At 63.8% G+C, this 13,766-nt stretch carries 11 protein-coding genes; 10 read left to right on the plus strand and 1 reads right to left on the minus strand.

Annotated elements, in window-relative coordinates; translation table 11 throughout:
- The first annotated feature begins 637 nt into the window (after window positions 1-637).
- The 3 genes from GXY33_01475 (at window position 638) to GXY33_01485 (ending at window position 3,059) form a co-directional block, all read left to right on the plus strand.
- Window positions 638-1,024 (plus strand): desulfoferrodoxin, encoded by a 387-nt coding sequence (locus tag GXY33_01475; GenBank protein ID NLX03792.1) that lies wholly within the window; start codon window positions 638-640, stop codon window positions 1,022-1,024.
- Between the two features lie 60 nt (window positions 1,025-1,084).
- The gene (locus GXY33_01480; protein NLX03793.1) at window positions 1,085-1,276 is read left to right on the plus strand and encodes a ferredoxin; all 192 of its coding nucleotides are present in this window, start codon (window positions 1,085-1,087) and stop codon (window positions 1,274-1,276) included.
- Between the two features lie 187 nt (window positions 1,277-1,463).
- Complete coding sequence (locus GXY33_01485; GenBank protein NLX03794.1) at window positions 1,464-3,059, plus strand: FAD-dependent oxidoreductase; 1,596 nt, start codon at window positions 1,464-1,466, stop codon at window positions 3,057-3,059.
- Between the two features lie 24 nt (window positions 3,060-3,083).
- Here the strand turns inward: GXY33_01485 and GXY33_01490 are convergent, their stop codons facing one another.
- Window positions 3,084-3,533, minus strand: a complete 450-nt coding sequence (locus GXY33_01490; GenBank protein NLX03795.1) for a hypothetical protein — start codon at window positions 3,531-3,533, stop codon at window positions 3,084-3,086.
- 82 nt (window positions 3,534-3,615) lie between these two features.
- Between GXY33_01490 and rpiA the strand changes: the two genes are divergently transcribed.
- From rpiA to GXY33_01525, 7 genes are all read left to right on the plus strand, one after another.
- Window positions 3,616-4,344 carry a ribose-5-phosphate isomerase RpiA gene (rpiA, locus tag GXY33_01495; protein NLX03796.1) on the plus strand — a complete coding sequence of 243 codons (729 nt, stop codon included), beginning with the start codon at window positions 3,616-3,618 and terminating at the stop codon, window positions 4,342-4,344.
- Window positions 4,345-4,507: 163 nt separating this feature from the next.
- Window positions 4,508-5,065: a helix-turn-helix domain-containing protein gene (locus tag GXY33_01500; GenBank protein NLX03797.1), complete on the plus strand. Its 558-nt coding sequence runs from the start codon at window positions 4,508-4,510 to the stop codon at window positions 5,063-5,065.
- A 23-nt stretch (window positions 5,066-5,088) separates the two neighbouring features.
- Complete coding sequence (locus GXY33_01505) at window positions 5,089-7,341, plus strand: hypothetical protein (GenBank protein ID NLX03798.1); 2,253 nt, start codon at window positions 5,089-5,091, stop codon at window positions 7,339-7,341.
- A 16-nt stretch (window positions 7,342-7,357) separates the two neighbouring features.
- Window positions 7,358-8,581, plus strand: coding sequence for a DegT/DnrJ/EryC1/StrS family aminotransferase (locus GXY33_01510; GenBank protein NLX03799.1), 1,224 nt, complete (start codon window positions 7,358-7,360; stop codon window positions 8,579-8,581).
- A gap of 75 nt (window positions 8,582-8,656) precedes the next feature.
- The gene (locus tag GXY33_01515) at window positions 8,657-10,846 is read left to right on the plus strand and encodes a hypothetical protein (GenBank protein ID NLX03800.1); all 2,190 of its coding nucleotides are present in this window, start codon (window positions 8,657-8,659) and stop codon (window positions 10,844-10,846) included.
- A complete protein-coding gene (locus GXY33_01520; GenBank protein NLX03801.1) occupies window positions 10,843-12,528 on the plus strand; it encodes a hypothetical protein in 1,686 nt (561 codons plus the stop codon). Before GXY33_01515 ends, GXY33_01520 begins: the two co-directional genes overlap by 4 nt.
- Window positions 12,529-12,603: 75 nt before the next feature.
- Window positions 12,604-13,766 (plus strand): hypothetical protein (locus GXY33_01525; GenBank protein ID NLX03802.1); only part of this gene is annotated, 1,163 nt, incomplete at its 3' end.

Here is a 13,766-nt window from a genome sequence, read left to right on the forward strand (position 1 = left end):
CTGCCGCTAGGGAGTACGAGCGGGTGGGGAGGCTGGCCGAGGAAGGGTCGAAGCCATGCACGGGGGGCTGTGCGACGACTTTGACCAAACGGGAGGTCGGCTACTTCCCCACACGCTCGGACCCCACTTCCGGCGCCGAGGATGGGAGCCTGACAAGACGATGTCCTCAACGAGCCTACTATCTGCCGCTGCCGCAAGGGAGACTGCGCGAGCGGGGGGGATGGCCGAACAGAGCCGAAGGTCGGTATGGGGGTGCCGACATTTTGACTCAGCGGGAGGTCGGCTATCCCCCTCGTCGCCACCTGCTCTTGCGGCGAGGATGCGGCGATGGACAGACCTACTATCTGCCGCTGCCGCTGAGAGATTGAGCGAGTGGAAAGACGGTCAAGTGGCCGGAGTGACGGTGCGCGGGGCGCCTTGGGGACCGGCCCAAAGCAACGGGGATTGGCCGTCTTCCCCCCGCTTCCAGCGGGCGGAGAGAACAGAGAAGAAGCCAGGAGGAGCCGGGCGAAGGTTCCGAAATGACGGGTGGAAATGACCACGTGAATAAAGAGTCTCTGGTTCGCTGTCGAGAGGTGCGACAGGCGGGCGAGAGACGTTTTTGTTGCCTGACCGTCATGGAAGAGGGTTAACGGGAATGCGTGAACCGGGTTTGATCGAGGCCAACGTGTCAATGGGCGTGGACAGGCTAACGGATCGGGACCGGCCGATGGAACTGGAGAAGACCCATACGCCGGTCATCGAGGCGCCGGAGCGGGTGCGCAAGGGGGAGCCTTTTGCCTGTACGATTCGTCTGGGTGCGATTCCGCACGACGACAAGGGCTCGGAGCACTACGTGGAGTTGGTCGAACTGTTCGCGGATCGGCAGTACCTGACCCGCATCGAGTTCACGCCCCGCAGCGCCTGCCGGCAGATTGAGTTGACGCTTTGCCTGGATCGCGACGTCCGCGAACTGCGGGCCTACGAGCGGTGCAACCTTCACGGAACCTGGCTCGGCGCCCGAGGCATCACCGTGGTGGATTGACCGATCGGGCTGAGGGTCTCCGGGCGGATCTGGGACCAAGGTTCGACGAAAGGGGTCATTATGAAAGCCCGCGTGGATCCGGACACGTGTACCGGGTGCGAGTTGTGCCCGGAGATATGTCCTGAGGTATTTGAAATGACCGATGAAGGGGTGGCCCACGCCAAGGTGGAGACGGTGCCGCCGGAGCACGAGGACGCGGCGCGAGAAGCGGCTGAGAGCTGCCCCGTCGAAGCGATAGAGATTGAGGAATAACCGAAACGCGGTGCGGGTTTGGGGGGTCGCGCAGGGCGCGAAACCTTGTCACCGCACGGGGGTCGATCATACGATCGAGGTCGGCCGGTGCGATCATGATAGAGCCGGTGGTGGGGGCAGAGGGTAGACAGCCTTCTGCCCCTGCTCGCGTTATTCGGCACAGACGGTGAACGGAAAGGAGCATGACATGACGCGCCGGGAACGAGTGGCGAAGGTGAACGACCTGCGGGAGGGGGAGATGAGGGAGGTGACCGTCGGCGAGCGGCGCATCCTGCTGGCGCGGATCAACGGCGAGTACCGGGCGACCTCGGGCACGTGCAATCATCACGGGGCGCCTCTGGCCGAAGGCCTGTTGATCGGGCACCACGTGCGCTGTCCATGGCATCACAGCCGCTTCAATCTGCTCACCGGAGACCTGGAGGTCTCGCCCGCTCTCGACGCCCTGGCCGTCTTTGACGTCGGCATCGAAGGCGACGACGTGATGGTCGAACTGCCTGAGGGCGAGAGTCCCGAGCATCGCCACATGCCGATGGCCGAGTACGACCCGCAGGCCGATCCGCGGACGTTCGTGATTCTCGGCACCGGCTCGGCGGGCGGCGCAGCGGCTGAGATGCTCCGCCAGAAGGGCTTTCGCGGGCGCGTCATCATGGTCACGCACGAGAACTTTCTGCCCTACGACCGTCCGCCGCTGAGCAAGAATTATCTGCGAAGCTGGGAGGACACGTCGCCGCCGCTCCTGCGAGATGAGGAGTTCTACCGGGAATTCACGATCGACGTCAAGACCGGCCGGCGCGTGGTCCAGGTCGACACGACGGCCAAGGAAGTGATCTTTGAGGACAAGTCCTTCATCGGCTATGACCGGCTGCTGATCGCCACCGGCGGGGTCCCGCGGCAACTGGAGACTCCGGGAGTCGGCCTCAAGCGCATCTTCACCCTTCGGAGCCTCGCCGACTGCAACCGGATTCGCGAGACGATCCGGGAGTCACAGCGGGCGGTGGTGGTCGGGGCGAGCTTTATCGGCATGGAGACGGCGGCGTGCATGCGCGAACGAGGTCTGGAGGTCACGGTGGTCGCGCCGGACCGCGTGCCTTTCGAAAAGCAGTTGGGCGAGCCGATCGGCCGCATGTACCAGCAGCTTCACGAGGAAAAGGGCGTGACGTTCCGCCTCGGCCGGCAGGTCGCTCGGTTTGAGGGCGACGACCGCGTGCGAGCGGCGGTGCTGGATGACGGCGAGCGGCTCGAGGCCGACATGGTCGTCGTGGGGATCGGAGTACGGCCGGCCACCGAGTTCCTGCGAGGCGTCGATCGCAACGACGACGGCAGCGTCAACGTCGATGAGCATTTCCAGGTGATCAACGACGTTTACGCGGCGGGCGACGTGGCCTGTTTCCCCGACTGGCGGACGGGCGAACGCACGCGGATCGAGCACTGGTGCGTGGCGGAGGAACAGGGGCGGGTCGCCGCGAGCAACATGGCCGACGTCGAGGCTGAGTATCGCACCAGCCCGTTTTTCTGGACCAACCAGTACAGGGTCATCTTCCAGTACGTCGGCCACGCCGGCCGATGGGACGATATTGTCATCGATGGCGACGTGTCGCAGCGGACCTTCGTGGCGTGGTACATCAAGGACGGCCGCGTCCTGGCGGTCGGCGGCTGCAACGAGTCGATGAAAATCATGGCTGCGGCGGAGCTGATGCTGGTCGATCAACTGCCTTCGCCCGACGAGGCTCGGGCCGGAGTCGACCTCGTGGCGATGGCCCGGGACATTCGTGTTCACGCCTGATCGGCGCGATGCGCCATCGTTCGATCAGAGGCTGGTGCGTTCCTGGACATCCACCGTCACGTTGAAGTCCACCAGCAGGGCTGAGTGGTCGAAGGTGAAGATGATGCGGTCGCCGCAGCCGAAGTCGTCGCCGTCGCGGAGTACGTCGGTGCTGGTTTCCGGGCTGACGCCGACGACGACCCGCAGATCGGCGTCCTCGACGATGATGGCTTGAAGCTCGTCGCAGTCGCGGGAAAAGCTGGCCACCTCGCCCGGCTGCAGCGTCCGGTCGATCTGCTCACCGACTTCGGTCAGAGCATCCTCCGGGATGTTCTGCTCGTCGTCGATGAACAGCGTCACGTCGACGGGAAAGTCTGAGTTGTTGATCAGCGTGACGCTGGTGGTGGACGGCTGGAAAAAGTCGATGATCGCGCCGCATCCGGCGAAGACCGGCAGCAGAATCATCACAACGAAGAACGAAGAGAGCTGTTTCACGGCAGATCCCCCAAAAGACGTTTCATCATTCCCCTGTATCGGTTATCTTACCGGACAATTGTTACGGTGTAAAGGTGGTTTCATGAACGATCGTTCGAATGAAGCGTTGATCCGGGAGTGCAAGGCCAAGGCGGCAGAGGCGGCGGCGGACCTGGTGGTTGATGGGGCGGTGGTGGGGCTGGGTTCGGGCAGCACGCTGGCCATCGCCATCAAACACCTGGCCCAACGGTGCCGCGAAGGGCTGCGGATCACCGCCGCGGCCAGTTCGCTTCAGGCGCGGCTTCTCGCCGTCGAGTTGGGGATTCCCATGCTCGAAATCATGGACGTGTCGCGGGTGGACGTGACGCTGGACGGAGCCGACGAGATCGACGAGGCGGGCAATCTGATCAAGGGCGGCGGCGCCGCCCACACCACGGAAAAGGTGCTGGCGGCGATGGCGGACCGGTTCGTGGTGGTCGTCGATCAGAGCAAGTGCGTTCAGCGGCTCGGATCGCAGTTCCCGGTTCCCATCGAAGTGGTCGTCCCGGCCCTGGCGTCGGTGCGGCGGCGGCTGGAAGCCCTCGGGGCCCGGGTCGTCCTGCGGACCGGATCGGGCAAGATCGGCCCGGTCATCAGCGACCTGGGTCATCCGATCCTCGACGCCCAGTTCGGTCCGATCGCCGACCCAGCCGAGCTGGACCGCCGACTTTCCTCCATTCCCGGCATCGTCGGCCACGGCCTCTTCATTGGCATGGCCGACCACGCGATCATCGGCGCCGTCGAGAACAACCGTCCGACGATCCACGAACGCCAACTCACCCGCTTTCGATAAAAAGGGGACATTCTACTTTTACGAATCGACCACGACGCCACCGGCACGGCCGGTAGTAATCGTAAAAGTAGAATGTCCCCTTTTCCTTCGCTGCACCGGGGTCTTGACATCTGTACATCCATTCGATACATTAAACGCCTGTTTAATGGAGATTCCGGCGGCGATGGAACGAGAGGTCGATGATCTGGGCCCGCAGATACAGATGCTGCGGAAGCGGTGCGGGTTGTCGATACGGCGGCTGGCGGAGTTGGCGGGGGTCACGCCTGGATTGATATCTCTTATAGAACGTCAAAAATGTTCACCAAGCCTGGGTACGCTTCGGAAGATTCTCACCGCGTTGGGTACGGACCTGGGGACTTTTTTCGGTACGGAGCAGGCCGATCAGCACGGTCCGGTCTTTGCCCGAGAGAAGATGCAGGCGGTCAGCGACGGTGAGCGGCGCTACACCGTGGTGCTTTCGCCCCGCAATGGGGTACAGGCCCAGATGATGGACGAGCAGATGTTCCCAGCCCGCAAGCATCCGCCGTTCGAGAAGCTCGAGTGCGACGTGGGCGGCTACATCATTGCCGGAACGCTGGCGATGGAGATCGCCGGCCAGGCGGTCCAGACCCTGCGGCCGGGCGATGCATTCTATATTCCGCGGGGGACCGAGCATCGCGGCTACGCCACCGGCGAGGAGCCGGTTCGCGTGATCACCGTGTACTATCCGGGTAGATACTAACAGGTATTGAAGGAAAGCCAGTTATGATCGAGAAGGTTTTCATCCTGCATCACACGCACGTGGACTTCGGGTACACCGACACCCGCCGGAAGGTTCTGGATGACCTGGTGGCGATGGTGGACGAGGCGACGGATCTGGTCAAGGCCTCAGCCGACCGGCCGGAGCCGGAACGATTCCGCTGGATTCACGAGGGCTTCTGGCCGGTGATGGAGTACCTGCGTCGCGGCGGCGCGCGTCGTGAGGAGATGTTCGAGCAGATCCGCGGCGGCCGGGTGGAACTGACGGCGCTTTACATGAACCCGACGGACCTGTTCGATCGCGACAGCTTCGAGCGATCGACCGACTACGCGTGCGATTTGGCCAGGCGAGAGAATTTGCCGCTGGTCAGCGCGATGTTCTCCGATTGTCCCGGGATTCCGTGGAGTCTGCCGGATATCCTGGCCTCGCGCGGCATCAAGTACCTCTCAGCCGCTCCGGACTTTATCATGTCGTTTCCGCTGGAGGTGGAGCGCCCGTTCTACTGGGAAGGGCCGGACGGCGGGCGGGTGCTGACGTGGTTCACCGAGTGGCGTCACTCCTGGTACGCCGAAGGCATCGTCCACAAGCTGGCTGAGGATTTTGCGAAGGGTACGGAGAACCTCCTGGCGTATATTCGGCGGATCAGCGACGAGGGGTATCGCTGGCGAGGGCTTGCCATCCATTTCGGGATGGACAACGTGCCCGCGGAGCCGAAGCTGATGGACTTCGTCGCCCACTTCAACGCGGCCCAATCCGGCATCGAGGCACGGATGGCGACCAACCGGGAGTTCTTCGAGTTCATGGAGCAGCAGCACGGTTCGCAGTTCGCGGTGCATCGGGCGGCGTGGCCTGACTGGTGGGCCAACGGCAACGGTTCGGCGGCGTTCGAGTCGGCGTGTTCGCGGCGGACGAAGAACGCGTTGCGGCGGATGCGGGAGCTTGCGGCGATGGGCAAGGCTGCACCGGACCCCGCGCGGCTGGAAGAGGTGTACGAGCAGATGTTGCTGTTTGACGAGCACACGTGGGGGGCCAGCATCTCGATTCGTGCGCCGTGGTCGTTGCAGGGGCGGTTGCAGTGGCAGGAGAAGCGTATTCCCGCGTTAAAGGCGCTGGATCAGGTTCGGCGAATCGAGCGAGAGGTGACGGCGAGTTTGGCTGAGGACGGACGGGTGACGGTGACCAACCCCTTCGACCATGAGTGGACGGGTGCGATCGCACTGCCGGTATCCGACAAGAAGAAGAGCGCGGGCGGTCTGAAGGACGTCGAAAGCGGCGAGCTGGCAATCGGCCAGCGGGAAAAGGCCGGCGCGGTTCGCGACCACTACGCGCTGCGGATCGGCCCGCGTGCGACGCGGCGCTTCGAGTTGGCGGCCAAGGCCCCGAAATCCTCCGTCCCGGCGGCGATGGAAAACGACTACTACCGGCTCGACTACGATCCGCAGCGTGGGACGATCGGGCAGATCGTCGAGAAGTCGAGCGGGCGCGAGCTCTGCGACGCCGGCGCCGAATGGAGTTTCGCCGAGATCATTCACGAGCGGGCGCGTCAGGGAAGTCGCGAGGAAATATACGATATCAGCTACGGGAGCACCAGTCCGGAGGCGAAGCGTCCGCGACCCGAGTTGGTTCGCCAGGGCGGCCACGTCAAGGGGCGAAAGCCGCGGCTGATCACCGGGCCGGTCTTCAATGCCTTGGTGACGACAGGCAATCTGCCGAAGGTGCGGTTCGCCCGCGAGGTGCGGCTGTACCACGCGTTGCCGCGGATCGACGTGATCCTGCGGCTGGACAAGCAGGTGGAAACGGCGTACGAAAGTCTCTACCTGGCGTTTCCGCTGGCCGGCCAGAGTCCGGAGGTGTGGATTGAGAACGCCGGTGCGGCGTTCCGGGCGGGAATCGACCAGTTGCCCGGCAGCGCGACCGACTGGCTGAGCGTGGGCGATTACGTGGCAGTCAGCCAGGCCGATCACACGACGGTGCTGGCGCCGCACGATGTGCCGCTGGTGCAGGTGGGCGACATCCACACCGGCAAATGGCTCAAGCGCCTGGAAGTGGCCAACGGGCACGTCTATAGCTGGGTTATGAACAACCTGTGGTTCACCAATTTCCCAGCGTATCAGGAAGGGCAGGTGCAGCTTGTCTGGAGTCTGACCAGCGGTGCGGGTTTGGTGGATCACGAGGCGGCGCGGCGGTTCGTCGACAATTCACGGGTCGGTCCGGTGGTGGCCGGCGTGTCTGAGGAACAGGATTCGGTGGTTTGGTAGCCAAAGGAGTCATGCAATGAAATTGGATTGGCCGTCTGAGTTTCCCGGTGCGCACTGGTTGGATGAAAAGGAAGACCAGGCGGTGCTGGACGTTCTGCACAAGGGTTCGCTGTTCCGATACTACGGGCTGGGCCAGCCGACGAAGGTGGACCAGTTCGAAGCGGCGGCGCGGGAGTTCTATGGGGCCGAGCACGCCCTGGGGCTTAACAGCGGAACCGGAGCGCTGTTGACTTCGATGACCGCGTTGGACGTCGGGCCCGGCTGCGAGGTGATCGTGCCGGCGTTTCTGTGGGTGGCGACGGTGGGGGCGATCGTTCAGCTCAACGCCATTCCGGTGTTGTGCGAGGTCGATGAGAGCCTCACCATGGACCCGAAGGATCTGGAGAAGAAGATCACGCCGCGCACAAAACTGATCGTGCCGATCCACATGGCGGGCGTGCCGTGCGACATGGACGCGATCATGGCGGTGGCGAAGAAGCGCGGCGTGGCGGTGCTGGAGGATTGCGCCCAGTGCAACGGCGGCTCGTACAAGGGCAAGAAAGTCGGGACCTTCGGGGATATGGGCATCTTCAGCCTGCAGCTCAACAAGAACATGACCTGCGGCGAGGGCGGCTTGATCATCACCAACGACGAGCGGCTCTATCACCGGGCGTTCGCGGCCCACGACATGGGCATGATTCGCGTGGGCGGACGTCTGGCCCCGCCGCCGGAGGACGCGCTGCTGTGGGGCGCCGGGCGGCGCATGACCGAACTGTGCGGCGCGGTGGCCGGCGTACAGATCGCCAAGCTTCCGCAGATCGTCGATCGCATGCGCCAGAGCAAGCGGCGGATCAAGTCGATGCTGGAAGGCACGGCGGGCCTGGCGTTCCGGCAGCTTTGCGACGCCGAGGGCGACAGCGGCCCGTTCCTCGTGCTGATCCTGGAGAGCGAAGCGAAGGCGGTTCGCGCGGCTGAGAGGATGAGGCAATCCGGCTTGCACAACGTGTCGCGCATCGCCGATTACGGCCTGCACATCTACTACAACATTCCGTCGCTGGTGGGCAAGGTGCCGCTTTCGTCGGCGGGCAACCCGTGGAGTCTTCCGCAGAACGCGGAGAGCCGGTACGACTACGGCCAGGGCGCGTGCCCGCGCAGCGACGAGTTGTTCACTCGTGCGGTCCTGGTGCCGATTCCTTCGAAGCTGACGGCAGAGCAGGAAAAGGCGGCGGCCGCGGCGATTAAAGAAAGCGTAACGGCCTGAGCCGATCCGATATCACTGTGAAGGCAGGACATGGAACTTCCGCGGGTCGCTCGCGCGGTGCGCAAGGAGTGCGTTATGAACTCGCAGACGTTCGGCACGCGGTTTCCCCTCGGTTCGCATCTGTGCCGCGAGCCGATGCCGCCGTTCTCGGAATTGAAGCGCGACATGGCGAACCTCAAGAAGCACGGGTTCAACCTGGTCAAGCTTCAGGAGCACTGGATGATCGACGAGCCGCTGGAGGGGCGTTACGACTTCTCGCGGTACGAGGAGTTAATCGAGCAGGCGGCGAGACTCGATATGGGAGTGTATCTGGGCCTGACTTGTGAGCAGGCGCCGGGATGGCTTTACCGCAAGCATCCGGACTGCCGGATGGTGGGCCACGACGGGCTGCCGATCGTCTACGATGCCCAGACCACGCTGCCGGCCGACGGCAAGCCCGGTCCGTGCTACGATCATCCCGGCGCAGCGGCCGATCAGGACCGCTTTATCGCCACGTTGGTTCGGACGCTGGGACGCTTCGAGAACATCGTGGTCTGGAATACGTGGCAGGAGATCGGCTATTGGGCCGAGCCTTTTCTGGGCAAGGCGGTCTGCTTCTGTCCGCACACGCTGGCGGCGTTCCGGGCGTATCTGCGGGAGCGGTTCGGCGACCTGGACGAACTGAACCGGGCGTGGAACACGCGGTATCTGGACTGGGAGTACGTGCTGCCGGATCTTCGCAACGCCAAGCACCCGTGTTCGCAGAATCTCGCGTGGCGGATCTTCATGGAGAATGTGCAGATCGGCAGCGTCCTGAAGCGACGGGCGGCGGTGATCCGCGAGAACGATCCGCTGGGCCGGCCGGTGTTCGCCCACAAGAGCGGCCCGCAGATCGGGTCGGGCGTGGACTGGACGTACGCGCGGTGCCAGGACTTTCTGGGCTCTTCAAGCTATCCGGCCTGGCGCGGCGGCGAAGAGTCACTTGCCGAGATGGTGGTGAATGAGACCTACGGGAACATCGTGCTGCCTTTCGATCATCTGCGCGGCTCGAATCGGCCCGGCTCGCCGCTGTGGGCGTCGGAGTTTCAGGGCGGGCCCATTTCGGTTGGTTTCCACAAGGGGCGCGTGCCGTCGCCGGCGGACATTCGCCGGTGGATGCTTTCGGCGGTGACGTCGGGAGTCACGGCGATCAGTTTCTGGGTGACGCGGGCGGAAATCGCATCGGCCGAGATGAACGGGTTCAGCCTGCTCGACAGCGAAGGCGACCGCACGCCGCGGTTTGAAGAGGCGGCGCGGGTCGGCCGGGCGCTGAATCGATACGCCGAACTCTTCGCGGCGTCGTCCTGGCCGGGCGGACAGGTCGCGATCCTGGTCAATGAGGATAACTACCAGTTCTGCCAGACGCTGGCCCAGGGCGGCGAGAACCTGGTACTGAGCCTGCGCGGCTGGCACCGGATGTGCTGGGAGAATAACATCGCCGTCGATTTCCTGAGCGTCGATGAACTCGACGAGCCGCGGGCGCGGAACTACCGGGCGATCGTGATGCCGTTCCCGATCTGTCTGGCCGACGCGGTGGTCGAGAAACTGGCCCGTTACGTCCGCAGCGGCGGCAATCTGATCTGCGAGGCTGCGCCCGGCCGGGTGAACGAACAGGCGTTCGCCAATCGCGGCGAGCTGTCGCCGGCGGCCCGCGAGCTTTTCGGCGTGAGCCAGAAGAGCTTTACCATGGTGGCCGAACCGGACGGCGGGGAAATCTGGTCGCCCAAGGCGTGGAGTTTCGGCGAGTATCTCGATCCGGCCATGCTGGAGGGCGATGGGCCGCTGACCGGTCTGCGGGCACGGGCGAACGTTTACATCGAGACGTTCGCCTGTCGCGGGTCCAAGCCGTTTCTCCTCTACAACAAAGCGGCGGCCGGCACGGTGCGGAGGGTTGGCCGCGGCAAGGCGTGGCTGCTGGGAACTTACATCGGCCACAACGCCGAGGCGTATCGCGATCCGGAGACGCAGGCGTTTGTCCGCACGCTGCTGGCGCAGTGCGGAGCGAAGCCGGAGCGTGAGGGCGGCTTGCTGTTTCGACGGCGGGCCATTCGCGGCCGCGAGGGGTGGTTTTTCACCAACCCGAGCGAACAGGCGATCAGCGAGCCGGTGGATGTGAAAGGCTGGAAGAAGGTTGAAGACATGCTGGGCGAGAAGCTCGTGCGCAAGGGCGATACGGTCGAACTGACCGTCCAGCCGTTCGACATCCGGGTGCTGGTGCTTTCTGACAAGACCGGGAGCAAGCGATGATCCGTCTCGACTTGAATGGGTTGTGGGATTTCGTGATTGACCTGGACCCCAGGTATCATCGGGATCCGGTGTACGCCCGGCCTGGATTTGACCGGAGCAAGTGGCACAAGGCGCCGGTGCCGGGAGTTTGGAACTACTACGCTGAGAAGCTCGACATCTACGAAGGTGTCGGCTGGTTCGTCCGGGAATTCTCTGTTGAGCCTCTGCCGCCCGGGGCGGCGGCGAGGCTTCGCTTCGGCGGGGTGAACTACAAATGTCGCGTGTTTCTCAACGGCCAGCATGTCGGCGGGCACGAGGGCGGTTACACGGAGTTCACGATTGACGTCTCCAAGGTGCTGGCCGAGGGCCTCAACACGTTGGCGGTCGAGGTGGACAACCGCGAGACTTCGACGCGGCTGCCACCGTGCCTGGGTTATTTCAACTATGGTGGCATCCATCGCGACGTGAGCCTGGAGATTCATCCATCGGCGTGGCTGGAGGAGCTTTTCATCGGTGCGGCCAAGGGCGAGCTGCGCGTGCGGGGTCTGGTCCAGCGGTCGCGTGAAGGACTGGCCCTTCGCGTCCGCTGCAACGGTGTGGAGACGCGTGAGTCGGTCGGCGATCAGTTCGACGTACAGTTTGCAGCCGATGACGTTGTGCCGTGGTCGCCGGATCAACCCGTGCTGTACCCGGTAACGGTCGAATTGATGGAAGGCGAGCACGTCCTGCACGAGTGCGCATACCGCGTGGGCTTTCGCACCATCGAAATGGCTGACGGCCAGATCCTGCTGAACGGCCGGCCGATCTTTCTCAAGGGAATCTGTTATGTCTATGACTCGCCGGTCTACGGGCTCACGTTGAAACGCGAGCAGTACCTCGAAGACCTTCGGCTGCTGCGGGAGATGGGCGTCAACACGATCCGCAGCCATTTTCCGTTCACCCGCGCGTTCTATGAGGCGTGCGACGAGGCGGGACTGATGGTGTGGATCGAGCCGCCGGTCTACTGCATTCATCCAGAGACGGACGCGACCGGGACGGTCTTTTCCGATCCGGACTTTGCCGCCCTGGCCGAGGGAATGGTGGGCGAGATGATCGTGCACGCGCGAAACCATCCGTCGGTGGTCATCTACAGCGTGGGCAACGAGTGCAACGTCGAGAACCCGGAGGCTGAGCCGTTTTTCCGGCGGCTCTGCCAGACGGTGCGGTCGCTGGATACGACGCGGCTGCTGTCGTATGCGTCGCTCTATTGCATTGTCGGACCGCTGGCGGAGATGGTCGATATTCTGGGCATCAATGAGTACTGGGGTTGGTATGAGCAGGACATTTATTCACGCAAGAGCGCGCCGGCGGCGATCGACCTGAAGATGCTCGACGAGAAGCTCGATGAGCTCAAGCGAAAGCACGCCAAGCCGATGCTGTTGACCGAGTTCGGGGCGGACTCGCGGCCGGGATATTTCTCAGCCTCCCGCGACTTCTGGAGCGAGGACTATCACGCGGACCTGATTAAGGAGACGTTCGCCGTGCTCCAGCGCCACCGGGAGATCTGCGGGGCGTTTCCGTTCTGTTTCAGCGATTATCGCGATCCGTCGAAGCACGTGACGGGCGAATGGGACGGGATGAACTACAAGGGTGTGGTCTCGTACCGGCGCCGGCCGAAGAAAGCGTTTGATGTTCTCAAGTACATCTATCGAAAGATGTCATGAAGGCGGAGTCCGACGCCGTAGTCGATCGTGTGCGGGCAAGAATACGGATCAAGGAAACGTGAAGGGGTAAACATGATGAAATCGAGAGAACGGATACTCGCCGCGATCGAGGGTCGGCCGGTGGACCACGTACCGCTGACCACGTGGTGTTTCGGATTTCCGGCTCCGCCGCAACTTCGATGGCGACGCGACGGCCGGGAGGTCGCGTACTGGTACTCGATGCGGATAGAGCACCTGCACACGCTGCCGCAGCCGTGGACGCTGGAAGACGATTGTGCGAGGGTGCGGGCGTGGCAGTCGCTGGGAGTGGATGATGCTCTCGACGTGTCGATCCCCTGGAGCATCGATCCGGCTGTTACGTCGACCGACAGCGTCGCTCCGGCGGGGCAGCTTGATCCGTACCCGGTCCTGGTGCGCCAGTATCAGACGCCGTCCGGGCCGCTGCGCCACGCGGTGCGTCAGACGGGTGAGGATCCCGGCGCCGGCTGGGTGATTCAGCCGGAGTGCGTGCCGTTGTTCGAAGACTACAACATTCCGCGGGCGGTGGAGCACGCGGTGGCCTCGCCGGACGACGTCGAGCCGATCCGACACCTCTACGCTCCGCCGGATTCGGCGGTCCGTACCTGGCTCGACGACCGGATGCGGAGGATCAAACCCTTCGCCGATGAGCACGGCGTTTTCGTCCAGGCGTGGTCGGCCTTCGGCATGGACGCCGCCGTATGGCTATGTGGGACCGAAGGGGCGATCATGATGGCCTTGGACCATCCGGAGGCATTTGGACGATTGGTGGAGATCATCGCCGAGACCGACCGCGCGCGGACCGAGATGGCGGCGTCGCAGCCGGGCATCGGTATGGTTGTCCAGCGGGGCTGGTACTCCTCGACCGACTTCTGGTCGCCCGCGCTGTTCGAGCAGTTCGTCTACCCGCACCTGGCGCGGCTGGTGGAGACGGCGCACCGTCACGGCAAGAAGTTCGGCTACGTGATGACCACCGGCGTGGAGATTCTCGGCCCGCGGCTCGCCGATCTTGGAGTCGATGTGCTGTTCTTCGTCGATCCGGTCCAGGACCGCATCGGCCTCCAGCGGGCCCGCGAGCTTCTCGGCGGCCGGATCACCCTCGTCGGCGGCACCAACGCCCTCTCGCTTGCCGCCGACCCGCAGCGGATCCGCGACGAGGTCAAAGTGGCCATCGATACGTTGACGCCGACCAAACGATTCATCCTGCATCCGGTCGATGC

This window comes from Phycisphaerae bacterium, from assembly GCA_012729815.1.
GTDB lineage: Bacteria > Planctomycetota > Phycisphaerae > JAAYCJ01 > JAAYCJ01 > JAAYCJ01.